Annotated in this window: 19 protein-coding genes; 13 read left to right on the top strand and 6 right to left on the bottom strand. The window is 36.3% G+C overall.

Annotated elements, in window-relative coordinates; all coding sequences use genetic code 11:
* Positions 1 to 330 precede the first annotated feature (330 nt).
* The 3 genes from amt (at position 331) to CYAN10605_RS15735 (ending at position 5474) form a co-directional block, all read left to right on the top strand.
* Entirely contained in the window at positions 331 to 3129 is a 2799-nt protein-coding gene (gene amt / locus CYAN10605_RS15745) for an ammonium transporter (protein WP_015220938.1), read from the top strand.
* A 13-nt stretch (positions 3130 to 3142) separates the two neighbouring features.
* Positions 3143 to 4576 (top strand): diguanylate cyclase domain-containing protein, encoded by a 1434-nt coding sequence (locus tag CYAN10605_RS15740; RefSeq protein ID WP_015220937.1) that lies wholly within the window; start codon positions 3143 to 3145, stop codon positions 4574 to 4576.
* A gap of 256 nt (positions 4577 to 4832) precedes the next feature.
* The gene (locus tag CYAN10605_RS15735) at positions 4833 to 5474 is read left to right on the top strand and encodes a precorrin-8X methylmutase (protein WP_015220936.1); all 642 of its coding nucleotides are present in this window, start codon (positions 4833 to 4835) and stop codon (positions 5472 to 5474) included.
* Between the two features lie 170 nt (positions 5475 to 5644).
* Here CYAN10605_RS15735 and guaA read toward each other — a convergent pair whose 3' ends face one another.
* The 4 genes from guaA to CYAN10605_RS15715 all read right to left on the bottom strand — a co-directional run bounded on the left by guaA (position 5645) and on the right by CYAN10605_RS15715 (position 10113).
* Positions 5645 to 7192, bottom strand: a complete 1548-nt coding sequence (guaA, locus tag CYAN10605_RS15730; RefSeq protein WP_241212843.1) for a glutamine-hydrolyzing GMP synthase — start codon at positions 7190 to 7192, stop codon at positions 5645 to 5647.
* A gap of 360 nt (positions 7193 to 7552) precedes the next feature.
* On the bottom strand, positions 7553 to 8140 hold the full coding sequence (locus tag CYAN10605_RS15725; RefSeq protein ID WP_015220934.1) for a pentapeptide repeat-containing protein: 588 nt from the start codon (positions 8138 to 8140) through the stop codon (positions 7553 to 7555).
* A gap of 42 nt (positions 8141 to 8182) precedes the next feature.
* Positions 8183 to 8815 carry a hypothetical protein gene (locus tag CYAN10605_RS15720; RefSeq protein WP_015220933.1) on the bottom strand — a complete coding sequence of 211 codons (633 nt, stop codon included), beginning with the start codon at positions 8813 to 8815 and terminating at the stop codon, positions 8183 to 8185.
* A gap of 20 nt (positions 8816 to 8835) precedes the next feature.
* Positions 8836 to 10113, bottom strand: a complete 1278-nt coding sequence (locus CYAN10605_RS15715; RefSeq protein ID WP_015220932.1) for a sensor histidine kinase — start codon at positions 10111 to 10113, stop codon at positions 8836 to 8838.
* A 332-nt stretch (positions 10114 to 10445) separates the two neighbouring features.
* On the opposite strand from CYAN10605_RS15715, the gene CYAN10605_RS15710 reads away from it, so the two are divergent.
* The 10 genes from CYAN10605_RS15710 to CYAN10605_RS15665 all read left to right on the top strand — a co-directional run bounded on the left by CYAN10605_RS15710 (position 10446) and on the right by CYAN10605_RS15665 (position 19067).
* Positions 10446 to 11507: an Mrp/NBP35 family ATP-binding protein gene (locus tag CYAN10605_RS15710; RefSeq protein WP_015220931.1), complete on the top strand. Its 1062-nt coding sequence runs from the start codon at positions 10446 to 10448 to the stop codon at positions 11505 to 11507.
* Positions 11508 to 11702: 195 nt separating this feature from the next.
* On the top strand, positions 11703 to 13037 hold the full coding sequence (locus CYAN10605_RS15705; protein WP_041922954.1) for an adenylosuccinate synthase: 1335 nt from the start codon (positions 11703 to 11705) through the stop codon (positions 13035 to 13037).
* 144 nt (positions 13038 to 13181) lie between these two features.
* Positions 13182 to 13745, top strand: a complete 564-nt coding sequence (locus tag CYAN10605_RS15700; RefSeq protein WP_015220929.1) for a 50S ribosomal protein L25/general stress protein Ctc — start codon at positions 13182 to 13184, stop codon at positions 13743 to 13745.
* Between the two features lie 628 nt (positions 13746 to 14373).
* Positions 14374 to 15426 (top strand): tRNA 2-thiouridine(34) synthase MnmA, encoded by a 1053-nt coding sequence (gene mnmA / locus CYAN10605_RS15695; RefSeq protein WP_015220928.1) that lies wholly within the window; start codon positions 14374 to 14376, stop codon positions 15424 to 15426.
* 141 nt (positions 15427 to 15567) lie between these two features.
* Entirely contained in the window at positions 15568 to 15807 is a 240-nt protein-coding gene (locus CYAN10605_RS15690) for a type II toxin-antitoxin system Phd/YefM family antitoxin (protein WP_015220927.1), read from the top strand.
* Between the two features lie 2 nt (positions 15808 to 15809).
* A complete protein-coding gene (locus CYAN10605_RS15685) occupies positions 15810 to 16196 on the top strand; it encodes a type II toxin-antitoxin system VapC family toxin (protein WP_015220926.1) in 387 nt (128 codons plus the stop codon).
* Between the two features lie 509 nt (positions 16197 to 16705).
* Positions 16706 to 17224, top strand: coding sequence for a C-phycocyanin subunit beta (gene cpcB / locus CYAN10605_RS15680; protein WP_015220925.1), 519 nt, complete (start codon positions 16706 to 16708; stop codon positions 17222 to 17224).
* A 67-nt stretch (positions 17225 to 17291) separates the two neighbouring features.
* On the top strand, positions 17292 to 17780 hold the full coding sequence (gene cpcA, locus CYAN10605_RS15675) for a C-phycocyanin subunit alpha (protein WP_015220924.1): 489 nt from the start codon (positions 17292 to 17294) through the stop codon (positions 17778 to 17780).
* A 237-nt stretch (positions 17781 to 18017) separates the two neighbouring features.
* A complete protein-coding gene (locus CYAN10605_RS15670; protein WP_015220923.1) occupies positions 18018 to 18584 on the top strand; it encodes a Uma2 family endonuclease in 567 nt (188 codons plus the stop codon).
* A gap of 12 nt (positions 18585 to 18596) precedes the next feature.
* Positions 18597 to 19067 carry a M67 family metallopeptidase gene (locus CYAN10605_RS15665; protein ID WP_015220922.1) on the top strand — a complete coding sequence of 157 codons (471 nt, stop codon included), beginning with the start codon at positions 18597 to 18599 and terminating at the stop codon, positions 19065 to 19067.
* 42 nt (positions 19068 to 19109) lie between these two features.
* Here the strand turns inward: CYAN10605_RS15665 and lipA are convergent, their stop codons facing one another.
* A complete protein-coding gene (gene lipA / locus CYAN10605_RS15660) occupies positions 19110 to 20003 on the bottom strand; it encodes a lipoyl synthase (RefSeq protein WP_015220921.1) in 894 nt (297 codons plus the stop codon).
* Positions 20004 to 20154: 151 nt separating this feature from the next.
* The gene (gene gyrB, locus CYAN10605_RS15655; protein ID WP_015220920.1) at positions 20155 to 22104 is read right to left on the bottom strand and encodes a DNA topoisomerase (ATP-hydrolyzing) subunit B; all 1950 of its coding nucleotides are present in this window, start codon (positions 22102 to 22104) and stop codon (positions 20155 to 20157) included.
* Between the last annotated feature and the right edge of the window lie 47 nt (positions 22105 to 22151).

The following is a 22151-nucleotide window of genomic DNA, read 5'->3' as shown; positions in this document are numbered from 1 at the left end:
AAAGGGCAATAGGTAATAAAAGGGCAAGGGGCAAAGGTAAATAGTGAATAGTGAGTAGTTGATAATTACTCGTTACTCGTTACTCATTACTTTCTTCTAAAACCTGAAACCCTGTACGGGCGAATGGCCATTCGCCCCTACGTCTCCCTCATCCCCTCATCCCTCTAATACTTAATACTTCAACACCTGACACCTAACCTTATTGTTTTAGTCACAATTAAGCAACTCCAAAAATGTTCAAAGAGGAATGAAATTTTCTTGAATTTGGATATGTTTTGAACAAGTTTGCTATATTCTTCTGAACAAAGAGAAAAAATTATTGTCATATCAATGAATGATTTACAATGGGTTCTAATCTGTGCTGGATTAGTATTTTTAATGCAACCCGGATTCATGTGTTTGGAGTCGGGTTTAACCAGAAGCAAAAATAATATTAATGTTGCAGTTAAAAATTTAGCTGATTTTGGCATCTCCGTAATGCTGTTTTGGATGTTTGGTTATGGGGTGATGTTTGGCTTAAGTAGGGGCGGGTTAATCGGTACTCAAGATTTTTTTCTCGATGTAGGGGATAATTTTAAATTAGGAGCTTTTTTTCTCTTTCAAGCAATGTTTTGCAGTACTGCTACCACTATCGTTTCAGGGGCTGTGGCAGAAAGATTACGCTTTAATTCTTATATTATGGTGGCGGCGTTGGTGTCTGGATTAGTTTATCCTGTATTTGGACATTGGGCATGGAATGGTTTGAGTTATGATAACAATGCTTTTACCGGTTGGTTAGGGCGTATGGGTTTTGTGGATTTTGCTGGATGCACTGTAGTTCACTGTATCGGTGCTTGGGTTGCTTTTGCTCTACTGTTGGTAATTGGTTCAAGACAAGGAAGATTTTTAGAAGGAGGAAAGATAAATAAAATTAATGGATCAAATCTGCCTTTATCGGTGTTGGGGGTAATGTTATTATGGATTGCTTGGTTTGGATTTAATGGAGGAAGCACTCTTGCTTTCAATAATGAGGTAACAAGAATTTTAGTTAATACTCTTATGGCAGGAGTGGGGGGAATGATTTGCGGTTGTGCTTTTGGTTGGTATAAATATAAAATTCCCGAAGTAGAGTTTTTGATGAATGGAACCGTTGCAGGTTTAGTTTCTATTACGGCTTCTTGTCATGCAGTATCAACGGCGGAGGCGGTAATTATAGGCGCGATCGGATCTTTTTTAATGTTAAATATTAAGGCTAAGTTGGAACATTATCGTATTGATGATGCGGTGGATGCAGTGGCGGTGCATGGTGGTAGTGGTGTTTGGGGTGTGTTAGCCGTAGCTTTTTTCGGACAGTCGGAGTTATTAGGTACGGGGTTAACTCCTTTTCAACAGTTTTGGGTACAGTTATTAGGGGCGGTGATTTGCTTTGTTTGGGCGTTTGGTATTAGTTTCTTAATTTTGTGGAATTTGAATCGTATTTTTCCTTTACGAGTGTCTGTGGAGGATGAGGAGTTGGGCTTAAATGTTTCTGAACATCGAGCGAAAACGGAGATTTATGAGTTATTAACTATTATGGATCGACAGGCACAAACTCAGGATCTTAGTTTAAGAGTACCCGTTGAACCTTTTACAGAAGTGGGGCGCATCGCTACTCTTTATAATCGAGTAATTTCTTCTTTAGAAAAATCGACTTTAAAGTTACATGAAGGTAATCGGGAGTTAGCAGAAGCAAAGCAGAAAGCAGAAATTGCCAATAAAACCAAAAGTATCTTTTTAGCTAATATGAGTCATGAGTTGCGCACCCCCATGAATGCGATTCTTGGCTTTTCTCAAATCATGATGCGATCGCAAACTTTATCTCCTGAACAATTAGAAAATATTAGTATCATTCAAAGAAGCGGTAATTATTTGTTGAATTTAATTAATAATGTTCTTGATTTATCGAAGATTGAAGCCGGAAAAATGACTTTGAATGAAAAAAACTTCGATCTTCACGCTTTATTAGAAGAAATTGAGGATTTATTACAACTTAAGGCGGAAGACAAGGGTTTGCAGTTAAATTTAGAAATTGACACTTATGTACCCCGTTTTGTGTGTACAGATGAGACAAAATTACGGCAGGTGCTAATTAATCTAGTCAATAACGGTATTAAGTTTACAGAGGAAGGAGGGGTTAATATTTTAGTTTCTCTCTCTAACCAAACTCTGGAAATGGAGAATCAAAGATATATCAAATTTGCAGTAGAAGATACAGGGGCAGGAATAGCCCAAGAAGATTTATCAAAAGTATTTGAGGCTTTTACACAAACAGAAGTAGGTAGAAATGTTCAAGAGGGTACAGGTTTAGGGTTGCCCATAAGTAGAAGGTTTGTACAGTTGATGGGCGGAGATATTGAGATTCAAAGTACTTTGGGAGAAGGTAGTATTTTTAGTTTTGAAATAGTTGTCACTCTCGTCACAGAAAGAGATGTGCAAACTCATAATCCCCGTCAATCAAGACGAGTGATAGCCTTAAAGTCGGGGCAACCTCGGTATCGTATTTTAGTGGTGGACGATCGCCCCATTAATCGTTTACTATTAATAAAACTCTTACAGCCTCTCGGATTTGAATTGAAAGAAGCCTGTAACGGGCAAGAAGCGATCGCAATTTGGGAGGAATGGGACCCCCATCTTATTTGGATGGATATGAGAATGCCTGTGATGGATGGTTATGAGGCAACCCAATACATTAAAGGAACATTAAAAGGTAATGCTACAGCGATTATTGCTTTAACCGCTAGTGTTTTAGAAGAGGAAAAAGCCGTTATTTTATCCGCTGGGTGTGATGATTTTATCAGAAAACCCTTTCGAGAATCCGTTATCTTTGATGCTATCGGGAAGCATTTAGGAGTTGAGTATATTTATGAGGAAGAACCGGAATTGAATGTTTTTGAACAGAAGCATCAATCTTTGACAAGACAGGATTTGCAAATAATGCCTTCTAAATGGCTCGATAAATTATATCAAGCGGCGAAGGAATTAGATGATGATTTAATTTTGGAATTAATCAGGAAAATTCCCCCCGAAAATAATATCCTCGCAGATAAATTAAAACATCTTGTGGACAACTTTCAACTTGCCAAAATTAGAAAATTAATTGAAGAAATATAGTAAACTGATTTATATGGATCCCTTCTTTTCACCTATGAGTGCTGTGGAAATATCTTCCGAGGAAAAATTAACAGAAAGTATATTGATAGTTGATGATCAACCTGCTAATTTAAGAGTCTTATCGCAAATGTTGCAGATAAAAAACTATAAGGTAAAAAAGGCAGCAGACGGAGAAAGTGCGATTCTAGCGGCTAAATCTAGTCCTCCCGATTTAATTTTACTGGATATTTTAATGCCTGACCTTAACGGCTATGAAGTTTGTAGAAAGCTCAAAGCTGATAATCTTACGAAGGATATTCCCGTGATTTTTATTAGTGCTTTAAGTGATGTTTTTGATAAAGTTAAAGCCTTTGAAGTCGGTGGAATTGACTACATAACTAAACCATTTCAAGAAGAAGAAGTTTTAGCGAGAATAGGTAGTCAATTAACTATTCAAAAACAAAAAAAATTACTCGAAAAAGAGCAAGAAAAACTAAAAAAAGAAAGAGAACACTTAAGAAAAGAAATCAGGCAAAGAAAAGAAGCAGAAGCTATTTTATATCAATCCCGTGCTATTATCTCTAGTATTCTTAATTCTTCCTTAGATGCGATCGCAGCTTTAGAAGCAGTAAGAGATCCCGCTTCAGGTAATATTTTAGACTTTCGTTGCTTAGTTGTTAACCCCATAACCGCTCAAATTTTTAATCGTCAACCAGAGGATTTAACAGGAAAATTATTATTTAAAAAGTTTATCAATCAAATTAAACCAGAATTATTTTTTGAGTTTATAAAAGTAGTAGAAACAGGAAAATCTTTAGATAAAGAAATTGAATACAATTATAAAAAACAACATAAATGGTTTCATTGCATAGCTGTAAAATTGGGAGATGGATTTTCCGTCACTGTTAGAGATATTACCGAAAGAAAAAAACTAGAATTAAAATTAAGTAAATTAGCCACCATAGACAGCTTAACAGGTGTTTATAACCGTCATTCCTTTGACAAAATCCTCAAACAAGAGTGGCAGAGATGCGGTAGAGGAAAACAACCCTTATCCTTAATTATTTGTGATATAGATTTTTTTAAACCCTATAACGATTTTTACGGACATCAAGCAGGAGATAAATGCTTAATAGAAGTAGCAAAAACCATGAGTAATATTGTTAGAAGAACATCAGATTTTTTAGCTCGTTATGGTGGAGAAGAATTTGCAATTATTTTACCTAATACGCCTCAACAAGGGGCATTTAATGTTGCCGAAAATATTCGCCAAGAAATCGAAGCCTTACAACTTCCCCATGAAAAATCTAAAATTAGCAATTATATTACTTTTAGTTTAGGTGTCGCAACGATTATTCCCACTCAAGATGTCTCATTAGAATCCCTAATTAAAAGTGCCGATAATGCCTTATATTCTGCTAAAAAATCGGGCAAAAATCAAACTCAGCTAGGGGAGTTATTGTTATAAACTTAGGGCGTGGGTAAATTAAACTATGACTTTTAAGTAGCTCCACTTAATTAAACGTAAAATAGGCTCAGTTAGTAGTAAGGGCTGAAGCCCTTATTTTAAGAACGTTTAAAACCCCTAAAGGGGTAACTACAAACTTTCTTTTATTTAATCGGCTCTACTTAACACCGAACTCAGATAAGGTGTTAGAAGATTAAGGAGCGACTAATTTTCAATTCATAATTAAGATATATATTTTGAACTTCCCAATAATGTAATGGAATGGAACTTATTAACAGTACAAAACTTTTCTATAATTGATAGAGAAATCGATAAAAGTGTTTTTTCTCCTGCTGAATATGAAATTGTCAAAAGAGTGGTTTTCAGTACGGGAGATTTAGAATATGCTTCGGTCATTAATTTTGCGAATAATCCCTTATCCAATGGATTTGCCGCTTTAGAGACAAGAGTACCAATTATGGTAGATACTCCAGTTATACAAGCAGGAGTTCTTCCTTTTTTACAGCAAACATTTATGAATCCTGTTTATTGTTTAGAGGATTTTGCTTTACCCGCTTCTGTAACAGCAACAAAATCGAAAATATGGCAAAAATTAAGCAAAAATTACCCTTCTGCTATTTATATTATTGGAGAAAATCCTGTTTCTCTCTTTTCTCTTTTAGATTTAATCGAATCAGTGCAAGTAAAACCCAGTTTAATTATTGCAACCCCTTCCGGTTTTACTCGTAAAGAAATAATCAATAAAATGTTACAAAAATCTGGAGTTTCTCATATTCGTTTCGATAGTTATAAGGGGGGGGTAACAGTTGCGATCGCAATTTTTCAGGGACTAATAGAATTAGGATGGTTAGCCAAAAATTCCACTATGCCCATGAAAAATCCAAAAGTTAGAAGCTAAAAGATTGAAAAATTGAGAGCTTGGGAGATGGGGAGATGAGGAGATGGGGGGATGAAATGACGAGAGGAGGTTCGTTAAACACTTTTGCTCTCACCCCTCTCGAGGGGGGATAAAGGGGGGTTTCTTTTAAGGAGAGAGACAGAGGGGCTTGTCTCTTGCCCTTTTTTAATCTATTCCCACTCAATAGTTCCGGGAGGTTTAGATGTAATGTCATACACCACTCGATTAACCCCTTTCACCTCATTAACAATACGGGTGGACATTTGCTCTAATAAGTCATAGGGAGGTCTTGCCCAATCTGCTGTCATACCGTCTTCACTGGTAATTAAACGTAAAACAACGGGGAAAGCATAGGTTCTTTTATCTCCCATTACACCAACACTACGCACAGGTAGTAAAACGGCAAATGCTTGCCAAAAATCATGGTACATACCCCATTTTTTGATCTCGTCTCTGACGATAAAATCAGCATCTCTAAGGATATTTAATTTTTCGGCGGTGACTTCTCCTAAAATACGAATAGCTAAACCGGGTCCGGGGAAAGGATGACGGGAAACAATTTCTTCTGGTAAGCCAATGCTTCTACCGACTTTTCTCACTTCGTCTTTAAAGAGTTTACGCAGAGGTTCTACTAATTTAAAGCGTAAGTTTTTCGGCAATCCTCCCACATTGTGATGGCTCTTAATTTTAACTGCCACTCTTTCCCCTGTTTTGGGATCAACATTAGTATCTGCAGATTCGATTACATCAGGGTATAATGTTCCCTGTGCCAAGTAGTCAAAGGGTCCTAAACGGTTAGATTCTTCCTCAAACACTTGGATAAATTCATGACCGATAATACGGCGTTTTTCTTCTGGATCTGTTACACCTTCTAGTTTTGCTAAGAAGCGATCTCGTGCATTAACATACTCAACATTGATATGGAATTGTTGATCAAAAATCTCCATTAATCTTTCAGGTTCGCCTTTACGCATAAAACCTTGATCAATGAACATACAAGTAAGCTGATCACCTATAGCCTCATGGAGTAGAAAAGCGAGGGTTGAGGAGTCAACACCACCAGACAAAGCTAATAATACTCTCTTATCACCCACCTTTGCTCGAATTTCTCTGATGGATTCTTCCACAAAGGCTTCTGTTGTCCAAGTGGGTTCGCAACCACAGATATGATAGACAAAATTGCGAATTAATGCTGTACCATATTGAGAATGAATTACTTCAGGATGGAATTGAACTCCGAATAACTTTTGCTGATGTTGTGCGATCGCAGCACAGGGAGTATTGTCAGTATGAGCGAGAATTTTGAAACCGTCGGGTAATTGAGTACAAGAATCCCCATGACTCATCCACATGGTTGAACCTTCTTCCACATTAGTTAACAAATCAGTGGGATCATCAATAAATAGAGAGGCTTTACCATATTCTCCACGAGTTGCTCGTTCTACTGTACCCCCTAACTGCTTAACCATTAATTGCATACCGTAACAAACCCCTAAAACGGGGATACCTAAATTCCAGATTTCAGGGTCACAAAGAGGCGCACCCTCATCATAAACGGAATTAGGACCACCTGAGAGGATAATACCGTGAGGATTGATTTGTCGTAATTGTTCCGCACTGGTACGATAAGATATAACCTCAGAATAAACCTCCGTTTCTCGAATACGACGAGCGATTAATTCTGAATATTGCGATCCAAAGTCAAGTATTACAATCATTTGTCGTTTCAGGTTGATGGTAGAATCAAGATTATGAGATTTACCTTCTTGTTTTGGGGTGATACTGTCTGCTATGGTCACTGGCTCTAACTATTTATGTATTGAGTTTTCTTACTTTTCTTGCTGACTAAAGATTATTTACCGACTTAAAAGCGGGTGACAATAGTTAATTTTTAGTTACAAGTATCACTTCATTTTATCATAAATAGGCAATGGGCAAAGTTAAAAGGGCAAAGTTAAAGGGACAAAGGGCAAAGGTAAATAATTAAGAATTAAGAATTAAAAATCCCGAAACCTGAAACCTAACACCCATCCTTATCCGATATTCTTAAACCGAGCTGAGGTCAATCTCCCAAACTCTTATTGAATGATAGTCTCTGAGGTAATGACATAATCAAAAGACACACCTTCAACAATCGCACAGAGTAAATTTGCTTGAGTTAAATTAGTGCCGTGCAAAATTGCTCCACTAAGGTTTGCTTCCTCTAAATCTGCCTGAGATAAATCCGCTCCACTGAGATTTGCATTGCTTAAATCTGCTTTTTGTAAACAAGCTCCCACAAGATTGACACCTCGCAAATCTGCTCCTCTTAAATCGGCATTGCATAAATCTAAATTGGTTAAGATAGCACCAGCCAAAAAACTTCCTGCTAAACTAATATTTTCCACTTGACTTGAAAGTAATATCGCCCCCCGCAAATCTGCACCCCGCAAATCTGCACCCTGTAAAGAAGCCCCTGTTAAATCTGCCCCTCTCAAATTACATCGCAAGATAGCTTTTTCTAAGTTTGCCCCTGTCAAATTTACTCCTGTTAAATTACTTCCAGTAAAATTACTTTGTGCTAAATCAGCCCCTGAAAGGTTAGCACCATTAAGATTAATTGCCTGTAAATCTTTGATATTGCCATGGCGGATGTTTTCTATATCTAGGGTATATGACTTACTCATTGTGGGCTAAATTTTGAATGGTCAACATCAGTCATAATATCGTTAATTGTTCTTTTTATGATTATTTTTTGCTTCGGTTTCTGGATATTTTTTACATTTTTTAATATATTTATCAATTTCTTTTTGAAGACAAAATTGGATGAAGTCAGTCATTTTTACTGTTTTTTCAACTCCTAATTTCATTTGCCACCGTCCTTGTATTTCAAGAGGCGATCGCCATAATTCTAAATGATTTACCATCGGTTGAGCATAAAAACTACTTTCCTCACCACCCAATAATAAAGAAGAAAAATGGGTAAAATGGTCATGACTAACACGATAGCAAGGAAAATCGGCTATTAAAGGTACGCCCCAACCGTCAAAAGCCAATAGACATAATACTTCACCATTCCATGCTTTCCATAGTTTTCCTAAAATTATCGCTCCCACCACTCCAGCACTAAAACTAATTACAATAATTGGGCAGGGAAAACAAGATTGATTAACTAGATAATTAGATAAAAAATTATAAGCACTGAGTCCATCTAATGGTTGTACTTTATCAGTGGGTATAATTATGTATTTTAAGTCTTTGATTGCCTTTATTTGAGAATATAAATATTTAACAAAATTAATAGTTATTTCTAAGTTATGAAAACCTCCTATAATAACGATTAATGGCTGTTGATTGTTCATGAAAATTTTTTCGATACAAATTAGTTAGATTTTTGTTTTAAAGGGACTATAATTTTAAACCAAGCACCTTTAGTTTCAGGATGATTACTAGCTGCGATCGAGCCTTGATGAGCTTCAATAATTTGTTTAACAATACTTAATCCTAAACCACTGCCTCCCCTTGCAGTTCTCATTCTTGACTTATCTCCTCGATAAAGCCTTTCAAAAATGTGGGGTAAATCATTCGGGTTAAAACCACTACCGTTGTCAATGACATGAATTTCGACAACTTCTTCCTCATAAATATTTGTTTTTATTTGTGCTTTTACTAATATTGAACCACCAAAAAAACAGTGCTTTATACTATTATCAAAAAGATTAACAAAAACTTGTGTAAAACGATTAAGATCCACATCTATAAATATTTTATCTTCTCCCTCATATTTATAACTAATTTCTTTTTTCCCTGCTAATATTGTAACCGATTGCCAAGCAGACAATAGTAATTGTTGTAAATCTAAACTTTGAAATTTAAGGGTTTGATAAGGATTTTGTTCTAATTGATAAATTTCTAACCAATTTTGCACTAAATCCACTAAACGATTAATTTCCTTATGTAATTGTTCTAACCAAATTTTCCCTTTATCATCGGTAAATTTCTGGAGAGTTTCTGATAATAATAATAAAGAAGTCAGAGGCGTTCTTAATTCATGACTTAAATCAGAGTAGGCTTGTTCTTTTTTCTGGGTTAATTCTCTAATTAACTGCCTATTTTCGATAAAAATTCCCACTTGCCCCGCAGGAAGGGGATAACTATAGGCTTTTAAAAAAAGTGGTTGATAACTATTAGTATCTAAATTCTCTTCTTCTGCAATGTAATTTGCAGTGGGAAAAAACTGCCATTCTATGGTTAATCTTTTTTGAATTTTTCTAGTTTGCTGAATAAGTTGATCCAGTTCATATGAACGAACTAATTCTAAAAATAGTCTTAAAATCTGAGGATTCCAGCGTTGAATATAAAGTATTTTTTTCGCCTCTTCATTACATTCAATTAAACAATTATTTGCATCAATTCTTAAATAGCCTAAAGGGTTTTTTCTAATTAATTCATGGTGTACATCTAACTCTAATTGAGTATAGTAAAATTTGTTATTTAAAAGATTAACCCCACGCCTAACTTGAGCAATTTTAGAAAGAGACTTAACAGAATCAAATTCAGATAAAGAATATAATATTTCTTTTAGTTGACAATTTGCTCGATAGGCGTTCCAAAAATAAATGAATAAACCAATTGCTAAACCCAGTAGAAAATTTATCATTTAATAACAAAATATTTTGGGAAATCTTAACTAATAATTATTTCCTATTCCATTATAGGGTCTATTATTAATTAATCAGAAATATTTTAACCATAGTTAATAATAATCAGCTATAAAATAAACAAAATATACAATTAACCAATCCCAGACAAAATAAATCTCCATAAATTAATGCTCATCAGACAAATTCAATTTGACTTTTGGTCAAATTATTTTGATTTCTTGATTAATCAACATTGATAATTAATAATAGAGAATAGATATTTTATAGACAAAAAACTATAAAAGTAACGACAAGAACTAATCAAAAATATTTAAACTGCGAACAAACTATGTTAACTCAAGAATCAATATTAGAAATATTAAAACCCGTTCAAGATCCGGAATTACAAAAAAGTTTAGTCGAACTAAATATGATTCGTAATGTTTCTGTTGAAGATGGAAATGTTAGCTTTACTTTGGTTTTAACAACCCCCGCCTGTCCTTTAAGAGAATTTATCGTCGAAGATTGCGAGAAAGCAGTAAAACAATTAGAGGGAGTAAAATCAGTAACCGTAGATGTGACAGCAGAAACACCTCAACAAAAACCCCTTCCTGACAGACAATCAGTTAATCAAGTGAAAAATATTATTGCCATTTCCAGTGGAAAAGGAGGAGTGGGCAAAAGTAGTGTTTCGGTTAATGTTGCGGTGGCTTTAGCTCAAAGTGGTGCAAAGGTGGGCTTATTAGATGCAGATATTTATGGACCTAACGCTCCGACAATGCTGGGTTTAAATGATGTTCCCATAAATGTAGAAAAAAGCCCTCAAGGGGATATTCTTCAACCGGCTTTTAATCATGGTATCAAAATGGTATCTATGGGATTCTTAATTAATCCTGATCAACCCGTGATGTGGCGTGGACCTATGTTAAATGGTATTATCCGTCAATTTCTCTATCAGGTAAACTGGGGTGAGTTAGATTACTTAATTGTTGATATGCCTCCGGGTACAGGAGATGCTCAATTAACTCTTGCTCAATCTGTGCCTTTAGCTGGAGCGGTTATTGTGACTACTCCTCAAAATGTTTCTTTACAAGATGCTCGTAGGGGTTTAAAAATGTTTGAGCAGTTAGGTATCAATATTTTAGGTATTGTGGAAAATATGAGTTATTTTATTCCCCCCGATATGCCAGACAAGAGCTATGACTTATTTGGTTCAGGGGGTGGAGAAAAGGCTTCCAAAGAGTTAAATGTTCCTTTACTAGGTTGTATTCCTTTAGAAATTTCTTTAAGGGAAGGAGGCGATCGCGGCATTCCCATCGTAGCCCTTCAACCTCAGAGTGCTTCTGCTCAAGCCCTGAAAAAAATTGCTCAACAGATTGCTGGAAAAGTCTCTGTTATGGCACTAAGATAAATAGGTATCAGATGGTAGGGGTTGAATATATTCAACCCTTACGGTGTCAGGTTTCAAAAGATTTTTTTATTTTTAATTCTCCTCACTCATTACTCATTACCCCAAAAAACTCCGAACTCAAAAACTTACCTCTTGACATAGGTTTCTGAAACTGCGATAATAATAGTTTGTGTGAAGTTTAGCTTTATTAAACTCTTGGCTAACGTTATCGTAATCGGAGCCCAATGGGGCGATGAAGGAAAAGGAAAAATAACAGATTTACTCAGTAAATCAGCAGATGTAGTTGTTCGCTCCCAAGGGGGAGTGAATGCTGGTCATACCGTTGTGGTGAAAGACCAAAAGTTCAAACTACATTTAATTCCGTCGGGAATTTTGTATCCTGATACTGAGTGTATCATAGGTTCAGGCACTGTGATCGATCCGCAGGAATTATTAGAAGAAATTGATCAATTAAAAGATTTGAATGTTTCGACTGATAATTTATTTATCTCTCAAACTGCCCATGTAACGATGCCTTATCATCGTATTTTAGACCAAGCGGCGGAAGAAAAACGAGGTAAATATAAGATCGGCACGACTGGACGTGGCATTGGTCCGACTTATTCAGATAAAGCGGAAAGAATCGGCATTCGGATGTTAGATTTAATCCATTGCGATCGCTATCCTGATAAGATTGAGTGGACGATTAACTATAAAAATGCCGTTTTAGAAAAACTCTATGGTTTACCGCCATTAGATGCAAAAGAAGTCACAAAAGAGTATCAAATTTATGCAGAGCGTTTACGCCCTTATGTCATTGATAGTTCTTTGAAAATTGATCAAGCTGTCAGACAGAAGAAGAATATCTTATTCGAAGGCGCCCAAGGAACTCTGTTAGACTTAGATCATGGTACTTATCCTTATGTAACTTCTTCTAATCCCATTGCTGGTGGTGCTTGTGTTGGTGCTGGTGTCGGTCCAACAATCATCGATCGCATCATTGGAGTGGCAAAGGCATATACAACCCGTGTGGGTGAAGGACCTTTTCCAACGGAATTAGAAGATGAAATAGGAGAGCATCTAGGGGATAAAGGAGCAGAATTTGGCACAACTACCGGACGTCGTCGTCGTTGTGGTTGGTTTGATGGAGTAATCGGACGTTATGCTGCTCGAATCAATGGTTTAGACTGCTTGGCAGTGACTAAATTAGATGTTTTAGACGAGTTGTCAGAAATAAAAGTCTGTGTTGCCTATGAAATTGATGGTGAAATTTGTCGAGAATTTCCCACCCACGCCATGAAATTTGCTTCTTGTAAACCTGTGTACGAAACATTGCCCGGATGGCAACAATCCACAAGCAACTGTCGTACCTTAGAGGAATTACCAAAACAAGCATTAGATTATTTAAAGTTCTTGGCTGAGTTGATGGAGTTACCCATTGCAATCGTTTCTTTAGGAGCGAGTCGAGATCAGACTATCATAGTCGAAGATCCTATTCATGGCCCTAAACGTGCTTTACTCGATGCCAATGGTGATCCTGTTAATTCTTAAGTCAGTATAATTAATCTCTAAACAAAAATACTATGATTCTTTAACGCATTTTCTTGGCTTCGTCAAGAGATGCTGTCAAAGAACTCTTAAATAGTTAATCGCATTGCTTAATAGAAAAATTTATAAGGAAATCAGTTAACTAAAATGTCAATTACATTGGAATGTAAAACTAGAGCAGAAGGTGGTAATCCTCGCGCATTACGTCGTGAAGGTTTTATTCCTGCCAACTTATATGGACATAAAGGAGCAGAATCCGTGTCCTTAGTATTAACCCAGAAAGAGGCTTTAACTCTGCTCAAAAACGCATCGGTCAATAACACTCTTGTGGAGTTAAATGTTCCCGAAATCAACTGGAATGGTCAAGTTTTAATTAGGGAAGTACAGACTCATCCTTGGAAACGCAATTTACATCATATTAGTTTCTTTTGTCCCTCTGCAGATAAAGATGTAATCGTAGTTGTACCTTTAAAAATTGTTGGTCATTCTATTGGGATATCCAAAGGGGGTATTATGGAACAAATGGTAACAGAAGTAAAAGTTCGCTGTTTGCCTGATAAAATTCCTCAATTCCTAGAAATGGACATCAGCCACGTGGACATTGGCAAGACTTTCTCTGTGGGTAATTTGGTTCTTCCTGAAGGTATTACTGTATTAGATGATCCTCATAAAAACATCATCGGTATCGTAGCACCTCGTAAGAAAGGCTAATAATATCCTAATTGGAGACAAAATTAATTTATTAGGTGTCAGGTGTCAGGTGTCAGGTTAAATAACCTCAGTTTGGTTTAAGAATATCCGATAAGGTTAGGTTTCAGGTTGCAGGTTGCAGGTGTTAGGATGATGACCAGATGAGAAGAGAGAATGAGAGGAGGAAGTAAAGGCTTAGGGTTTGGGGTGGTAGGGGTTGAATATATTTTTAACGTTAGTTCGGGTTAAGGCAATTTTATCGTTATTTCTAAGAAGCTATAAGGTTTTCTGACTACGAGTTGGGATGCTTTCAGCTTATCCAAAACTCAGGTTAAATCATCAATAACAGTAGCATTTTTTCCGTGTGACGATGCTATGTTTATTAAAGTTTGTGGGGATTATATCTAGTAATTTATCACAACTACGGTACAAGAATTGAATTGTTGAAACGGGATCTAATTTTTCTTTAATTAATTAAAACTCTTTTTCTTTCTTTAGCCTCACCTAAGTATTTTTTCAGCAACCCCTATTTGAGTCAAGTTATAATTGATGTATGTAAGGATTAGAGTCGGGGTAAAAGGGAATCTTTCCTTTCTTAATTATTTTGATTGCTAGTTATTAACTGAAAATTCTTGTTATTTTGATTGTTATGAATAAGGTTTTAGTCGGATTATCTGGAGGAGTGGATAGTTCTGTTGCGGCGGCGAGTTTGCAAAAACAAGGTTATCATGTGGAGGGTGTTACCCTCTGGTTAATGAAAGGAAAAGGGCAATGTTGTTCTGAGGGAATGGTAGATGCGGCTCATATTTGCGAACAATTAGGCATTAGTCATCACATTGTTGATATTAGAGATGTTTTCCAAGAGAATATTATTGATTATTTGGTAACGGGCTATGAAGGTGGTGTCACTCCTTTACCTTGTTCTCAATGTAATCGCACGGTTAAATTTCCTCCGATGTTGGAATATGCTCAAAATACTTTAGGTATTGATAAAATCGCTACGGGGCATTATGCTAGGGTTGTTTATGATGAAAGATGCGATCGCTTCCAGTTATTAAAAGCTATTGACGATAATAAGGATCAATCCTATTTTCTCTATGATTTACCTCAAGAAATTTTATCTCATCTAATTTTCCCTTTGGGGAATCAAACGAAAACTGAAACAAGGGCGATGGCGGAGGCTTTGAATTTAAAAACGGCAAAGAAACCAGAAAGTCAAGATTTATGCCTTATAGAAGCTCATGGCAATATGAAAGAGTTTTTAAATAAATATATAACTCCCAAGCAGGGGCAAATAGTTGATTTAGAAGGTAATATTTTAGGGGAACATGAAGGAATCCATCACTATACTATCGGACAAAGACGGGGTTTAGGTATTGCTTATTCTGAACCTTTATATGTGCTTAAATTAGATCCTGTTATGAATCAGGTGATAGTTGGTACAAGGGATCAAGGTGGTGAAACAGAATGTTATGTAAATCGTGTCAATTGGGTTTCGATCGCATCTCCTAAAGTACCATTAAAAGCAGAAGCGAAAGTGAGATACCGTGCCAACCCTCAACAAGTGAATATCATCCCACTAGAGAATAATCGAGTTAAATTAGTTTTTGATGAACCCCAATTTGGCATTACACCCGGACAAGCGGCGGTGTTTTATCATCAGGAAATATTATTGGGTGGTGGTATTATTGAGAGAAATTAGCCTAATTGGCAAAGGGTTTCCCCCCCCTAGTTTTCAATTATCAGAAGGTGCGATCGTAAGTTAAAAATCTCATTACTTCGTCATATTTTGGAGATATCTATTTACGCTATACTAAAACTTAGTTTATTGAACTAAGTCAAAATGAATATTGTTAATATACATCAGGCAAAAACACAACTTTCTCAGTTGTTATCTAGGGTTGAAAAAGGAGAAAAAATAATTATCGCTAATCGAGGAAAGCCAGTTGCCTTCTTAACCCCTTATACCGATGAATCATTGTTTCATCAGCGCATCCCCGGAAGATTAAAAGGGCAATTTACTGTATCGGAAAATTTTTATGAATCTGATGAAGAAATTATTAGTTTGTTTGAAGGAAAATAAAATTGAACATATTACTCGATACTCATTGTTGGTTATGGTGGCTAGTTGAGCCTGAAAAATTAAGTCAGACTGCGATGGCAACCATTCAAAATAATCAGAATAAGCTATATCTATCTGTGGCCAGTATTTGGGAAATAGGGATTAAATATAAGTTGGGAAAACTTGATTTACCAATATCTCCAGAGATTTTGATACCTCAGCAAATGCAGATAGACAAAATTTCTTCTTTATCTATTTCTGTGGCTCATGCTCTTAACGCATCTATCTTACCTTCATACCACAAAGACCCTTTTGATCGAATGTTAATCGCTCAAAGTCAATTAGAATCTATGACAATTATCAGCAATGATTCTATGTTTAATTCTTATAATGTTCAAGTTTTATGGTAAAAAGTGCTAAAGCATTTATTACGATACAGAAATTCCCCCATAACGGTAAGAGGCGATCGCACACTTTTCATTAACCCTTAATAAAAAAGAACTCAAACGCATCTCTATTAACTGCTCTCTATCTTCACCAGATTTTTATTAATGATAACCGACTACTATCCTTAAAACATATAGATTTGTAATGAGAAAAAGTGTAAACAAATATTAAGAAAAAGATCAGAAAAATTTAACAACACGTAATAAAAAAATGCGTCACTACGGGTTATAAATTTACATGAAAGGTTAAAACACTTTTCTGAGACGATTTTTATAAAAAAGTTGTCAAAAAATTAAGTTTCTTTACAAATGCTTAACAAAGACTTGGTTTTAAGCACAAAATAAGAGAGACTAATTTGCAGAAGTTTTACAAGGAAATCTTGAAGAAAAAGATCTAAGTAAAACGACTCTGTTTAACCAAAATTTAACAAATTTAACAAAACAAACTAAATCTATTAGGAGATTAACTAAAAATGTACGACGCATTCACAAGAGTTGTTTCTCAGGCTGACGCTCGCGGCGAATTCTTAAGCTCTGCTCAAATCGACGCTTTATCTCAAATGGTTAGCGATAGCAACAAACGTATGGATACTGTTAACCGTATCACCAGCAACGCTTCTGCTATTGTTACCAATGCGGCTCGTTCTTTATTTGCTGAACAGCCTCAATTAATCGCTCCTGGCGGAAATGCTTACACTAGCCGTCGTATGGCTGCTTGTCTTCGTGACATGGAAATCATCTTACGTTATATCACCTATGCAATCTTCTCTGGTGATGCTTCCGTATTAGAAGATCGTTGTTTAAATGGACTTCGTGAAACCTATTTAGCTTTAGGAACTCCCGGTGCTTCCGTTGCAGTTGGTGTTCAAAAAATGAAAGATGCAGCTTTAGCGATCGCTAATGATACCAACAACATTACTCTTGGTGATTGTAGTGCTTTAATGGCAGAAGTAGCTAGCTACTTTGACCGTGCCGCTGCAGCAGTAGCGTAATTTAAACCAAGATTAAAAAATCCATTTCATTAACGTAAACCAACATAATTAGGAGAAATTAATTACAATGAAAACCCCTTTAACTGAAGCAGTATCCGCAGCAGATTCTCAAGGTCGTTTCTTAAGCAGCACCGAAATTCAAACCGCTTTCGGTCGTTTTCGTCAAGCAACTGCTAGTTTACAAGCAGCTAAATCCTTAACTGAAAATGCTCAGCGCTTAATTGATGGTGCAGCTAACGCTGTTTACAACAAATTCCCTTACACCACCTCCACCCCCGGATCTCAGTATGCTTCTACTGCTGAAGGTAAAGCAAAATGTGCTCGTGACATCGGTTACTACCTCCGTATGGTTACCTACTGCTGTGTAGCTGGTGGTACTGGTCCTATGGATGAATATTTAATCGCTGGTATCGATGAAATCAACCGTAGCTTTGAATTATCTCCTAGCTGGTACATCGAAGCCTTAAAATTCATCAAAGCTAATCATGGTTTAAGTGGTGACGCGGCTGTTGAAGCTAATTCTTACATCGATTACGCTATCAACGCTCTTAGCTAATCTTCTTTGTTGTTTCTACTTCAGAGTAATTGCCGTTTATTCGGTGTTCAATTTAAAAGAAAATCCTTGTTAGTTCAAGGTTGAAATAAATCAGTGTTATTGCCTGAGAGAATTAGCGAGTACGCTTTTGTGGTTGTATTTGTTGATTTTTTCGGGCAATACTGTTTTTGGGGGTTTAAATGATTGAAGTTGATAATTTGATTTAGAATGGTTGCAAACTTATAAATATGGGTTTTTATGGCAACATTAATCAATGTGGATTCTTTGACAAAATTAACTAGCGAGGCTTTTTATCGTCTATGTCTTGCTAATCCTGATATATCAATGGAAAGAAGTCCTCAAGGAGAATTAATTATTATGTCCCCTGTAGGCGGTGAAAGTGGTAATCGAGAAGCAAATTTAATCACTTATTTGAATGTTTGGAATTTGAAGTACAATCTAGGTCTAGTTTTTAGTTCTTCTACGGTTTTTAAGTTACCCAAGGGAGGAGATCGTAGTCCTGATGTTGCTTGGGTATCACGGGAAAAATGGGATAGTTTAACTATAGAAGAAAAGAAGAAGTTTCCGCCTTTATGTCCAGATTTTGTAATTGAGTTAAGTTCAGAAAGCGATCGCATCAAACCTTTACAAGAGAAAATGCAAGAATATTTGGATAGTGGTTTGCGTTTGGGGTGGTTAATTAATCCTCAAGATAGAGAAGTAGAAGTTTATCAACCTGAAAAAACAGTTGAGATTTATTCCATGCCTTGTTTATTATTAGGAAAAGATGTTTTACCTAATTTTGAATTGGAAATAAATTTTTAAACTTATTGGATAATGACGGTAATAATTAGTGAACAAAATTTAGATATTATTCGGCAACAAGGAATTAAAAATTATCCTTATGAGTGTTGTGGATTGTTATTAGGAGTTATTAATAATTGTGAAAAAAAGGTGATTAAAGTTGTTCCCGTGGAGAATGATTGGGAAAATCAAAAGCATTTATTTACTAAAAAATATGATGGTTTAAAAAGAAATTTAAGAGATAGTTTTGCCATTAATCCTTTTACTTTATTGAAGATACAAAAAGAAGCAAGAAACGAAAATCTAAATATTGTTGGCATTTACCATTCTCATCCCGATCATTCTGCTATCCCTTCAGAATTCGATCGAGATGTTGCCCATTCTGTATATTCTTACTTAATTTTATCAGTTCAGAAAAAAGAGGTCACGGACATATGTAGTTGGCTTCTTGACGAAGATATTAAGTTTATTCAAGAAGACTTAATAATACAAAAAATAAATTGACCTCGGAATTTTCGTCTTTTTTTAGAGAATTTTACACAAATGTTATACACGAGGGTATTTTTCCATTAATCTTCTTACTTCCCCCGCATGATATGAACTTCTAGTTAAGGGGGTAGAAACCACTTGTAAAAAGCCGATACTTTCCCCGTATTCCTGCCATGCCTTAAATTGCTCAGGAGTGATAAATTCTTTGACGGCTAGATGATTGGAAGAAGGTTGTAAGTATTGCCCAATGGTAATAATATCACAGTCAATTTTACGCAAGTCTTCCATTACTTGTTTCACTTCCTCATCAGTTTCTCCTAAGCCCACCATAATCCCTGATTTTGTATAGGTTTTCGGGGATAATTCTCTGGTTTTTTCCAGCAAAAGAAGCGATCGCGCATATTCTCCTTGGGGGCGTACTTTGCGATACAATCTAGGCACAGTTTCCGTATTATGGTTTAACACTTCAGGTTGAGCTTTTAAAATAGTAGCTAAAGCATCCCAATTGCCACACAAATCGGGAATTAACACTTCAATAGTGGTATTAGGTGAAATTTTACGGGTTTCTTCAATACAAGCCACAAACTGAGACGCACCGCCATCAGGCAAATCATCTCTATTCACCGAAGTTATTACCACATGATTTAATTTTAAACGCTTTACTGCTTCTGCTAATCGTAAAGGCTCTGTTTCATCTAATCCTCTGGGGGTTTTATCAAAATCTATATCACAATAAGGACAAGCACGGGTACAAGCTGGACCCATAATTAAAAAAGTAGCCGTACCAGCATTAAAACATTCTCCGATATTGGGACAGGATGCTTCTTCACAAACAGTATTTAACTCTAAGTCCCTTAAAATGTCTTTAACTGTTCCTACTCTCTGGATTTGAGGAGCTTTTACTCTTAACCAATTTGGTTTTTTGGGGGTTATAGTTTCTGTGTTTACCATTATTTCTCTATTTGATAGACGATTGTTGCAAAATTTTTATAGGGAAAAACTCATTTGCAAGAAGTGACATAGTAATTTCAAGTAAAAATGAAACAGTCTAACATATTCTTTATCTCAAGATATTAGACGGTGGGGATTGCCCACCATACAATTATACGTCTAACTCCGTTAGATTTAATCTTGGCCCATGTGTTTCAATAAATTCTCGACGTGGTGCAACGCGATCACCCATTAAAACGGTAAAGATGCGATCGGCTTCTGCCGCGTCTTCAATCTCAACTCGTTTCATCATACGGGTTTCCGGGTTCATAGTAGTATCCCAAAGTTGTTCAGGCATCATCTCCCCTAAACCTTTAAATCTTTGGATGTTATAGTTAGCATTCGGTGGAAATTCAGCGATTTTCTGTTGTAATTCTCGATCGCTATAGCAATAAAAATGGTTTTTACCCCTTTCCAATTTATAAAGAGGAGGACAAGCAATATAGATGTAACCTTGTTCTACCAATTCCCGTTGATAACGATAGAAGAATGTTAACAAAAGAGTACGGATGTGTGCGCCATCTACATCAGCGTCAGTCATGATTACAATATGATGATAACGTAGTTGACTGGCATCAAATTCATCCCCTTTAATACCCAATCCCAAAGCGGTAATTAAGGATTGAATCTCGTTATTTTTGTAAATCTTTGCATCATCGGTTTTTTCGATATTTAGGATTTTACCCCTTAAAGGCAGTATAGCTTGGAAGCGACGATCGCGCCCTTGTTTTGCACTACCGCCTGCACTATCACCCTCTACAAGAAAAATCTCCGATTCGGCTGGATCACGAGAGCTACAATCTGCTAACTTACCGGGTAGGGGTGAAGATTCTAACACCGATTTACGTCTTACCAATTCCCTTGCACGTCGGGCGGCTTCGGCGGCCTTAAAGGCTTGAATCGCTTTTTCAATGATACTATCAGCCACATGAGGATTAAACTCTAAATACTCGTTTAAGGCTTCTCCCACCAAAGAATCAACAATGCCTCTTACTTCTGAGTTGCCTAATTTTGTCTTAGTTTGCCCCTCAAATTCAGGATCAGGTACTTTAACAGAGATAACCGCCGTTAAACCTTCTCTGACGTTTTCTCCCCCTAAATTAGAATCATTTTCCTTGATTTTATTTCTTTTTCTACCAATATTGTTTAAAGTACGAGTTAAAACGGTTTTTAAGCCTTCTAAGTGAGTACCGCCATCAATAGTACGAATATTGTTCGCAAAGCCTAAAATCGTATCGCTATAGGCATCAATACACCATTGTAAAGCAACTTCTACCTGCACCCCATTTTTCTCCCCAGAGGTGTAGATAATATCTTGGTGTAAAACTTCTTTTTCCCTTGTCATGTAGGTAACATATTCTTTTATGCCCCCTTCATAACAGTAGGTTTCTTCTCTTTCTGGAGTAACCCGTTTATCAGTAAAGGTAATTTTTACTCCAGCATTCAAATAGGCTAATTCCCTTAAACGATTAGACAAAAGATTGTAGTCAAATTCGGTAGTTTCCGTAAAAATTTGATTATCGGGCAAGAAAGATACAGAAGTACCCGTAGAATGACCTGTATCATTATCTTTTGTTTCCAAGTCAGTAATGGGTTTACCTCTCTCGTAGCGTTGAGTATGGACTTTGTCTTTACGCCATACTGTCACTTGCACCCATTCAGAAAGAGCATTAACCACAGAAATACCAACACCATGCAAACCACCAGAAACTTTGTAACCACCACCGCCGAATTTACCACCAGCGTGAAGCACCGTCATAACCGTTTCTAATGCTGATTTTTTGGTGCGAGGGTGAATATCTGTGGGGATACCTCTACCATCATCAGTTACACTGACTGAACCATCTGCATTCAAATCTATTTCAATATGAGTACAATAACCTGCTAAGGCTTCGTCAATAGAGTTATCAACTACCTCATATACTAGGTGATGTAAGCCCCTAGGTCCTGTGGAACCAATATACATCCCCGGACGTTTCCTAACTGGCTCTAACCCTTCTAGGACTTGTATCTGTTCAGCATCGTAATTACTTGAGTTACTTGTCTGATTGGTTGTACTCATCTAATATTCTACTCCAAATCAAGGAAATTAATTAACTTATACCTTGA

The organism is Cyanobacterium aponinum PCC 10605 (genome assembly GCF_000317675.1).
Taxonomy (GTDB): Bacteria; Cyanobacteriota; Cyanobacteriia; order Cyanobacteriales; family Cyanobacteriaceae; genus PCC-10605.
This window is presented reverse-complemented; position numbering and strand designations above follow the sequence as displayed.

Excerpts from the sequence above, each read along its gene's own strand:
- CYAN10605_RS15700 (WP_015220929.1), top strand. The coding sequence starts at position 13,182 with ATGTCAATTACATTGGAATGTAAAACTAGAGCAGAAGGTGGTAATCCT.
- cpcA (WP_015220924.1), top strand. The coding sequence starts at position 17,292 with ATGAAAACCCCTTTAACTGAAGCAGTATCCGCAGCAGATTCTCAAGGT.
- CYAN10605_RS15690 (WP_015220927.1), top strand. The coding sequence starts at position 15,568 with ATGAATATTGTTAATATACATCAGGCAAAAACACAACTTTCTCAGTTG.
- mnmA (WP_015220928.1), top strand. The coding sequence starts at position 14,374 with ATGAATAAGGTTTTAGTCGGATTATCTGGAGGAGTGGATAGTTCTGTT.
- CYAN10605_RS15710 (WP_015220931.1), top strand. The coding sequence starts at position 10,446 with ATGTTAACTCAAGAATCAATATTAGAAATATTAAAACCCGTTCAAGAT.
- CYAN10605_RS15715 (WP_015220932.1), bottom strand. The coding sequence starts at position 10,113 with ATGATAAATTTTCTACTGGGTTTAGCAATTGGTTTATTCATTTATTTT.
- gyrB (WP_015220920.1), bottom strand. The coding sequence starts at position 22,104 with ATGAGTACAACCAATCAGACAAGTAACTCAAGTAATTACGATGCTGAA.
- lipA (WP_015220921.1), bottom strand. The coding sequence starts at position 20,003 with ATGGTAAACACAGAAACTATAACCCCCAAAAAACCAAATTGGTTAAGA.
- CYAN10605_RS15670 (WP_015220923.1), top strand. The coding sequence starts at position 18,018 with ATGGCAACATTAATCAATGTGGATTCTTTGACAAAATTAACTAGCGAG.
- cpcB (WP_015220925.1), top strand. The coding sequence starts at position 16,706 with ATGTACGACGCATTCACAAGAGTTGTTTCTCAGGCTGACGCTCGCGGC.
- CYAN10605_RS15740 (WP_015220937.1), top strand. The coding sequence starts at position 3,143 with ATGGATCCCTTCTTTTCACCTATGAGTGCTGTGGAAATATCTTCCGAG.
- CYAN10605_RS15720 (WP_015220933.1), bottom strand. The coding sequence starts at position 8,815 with ATGAACAATCAACAGCCATTAATCGTTATTATAGGAGGTTTTCATAAC.
- guaA (WP_241212843.1), bottom strand. The coding sequence starts at position 7,192 with ATGATTGTAATACTTGACTTTGGATCGCAATATTCAGAATTAATCGCT.
- CYAN10605_RS15725 (WP_015220934.1), bottom strand. The coding sequence starts at position 8,140 with ATGAGTAAGTCATATACCCTAGATATAGAAAACATCCGCCATGGCAAT.
- CYAN10605_RS15735 (WP_015220936.1), top strand. The coding sequence starts at position 4,833 with ATGGAATGGAACTTATTAACAGTACAAAACTTTTCTATAATTGATAGA.
- CYAN10605_RS15665 (WP_015220922.1), top strand. The coding sequence starts at position 18,597 with ATGACGGTAATAATTAGTGAACAAAATTTAGATATTATTCGGCAACAA.
- amt (WP_015220938.1), top strand. The coding sequence starts at position 331 with ATGAATGATTTACAATGGGTTCTAATCTGTGCTGGATTAGTATTTTTA.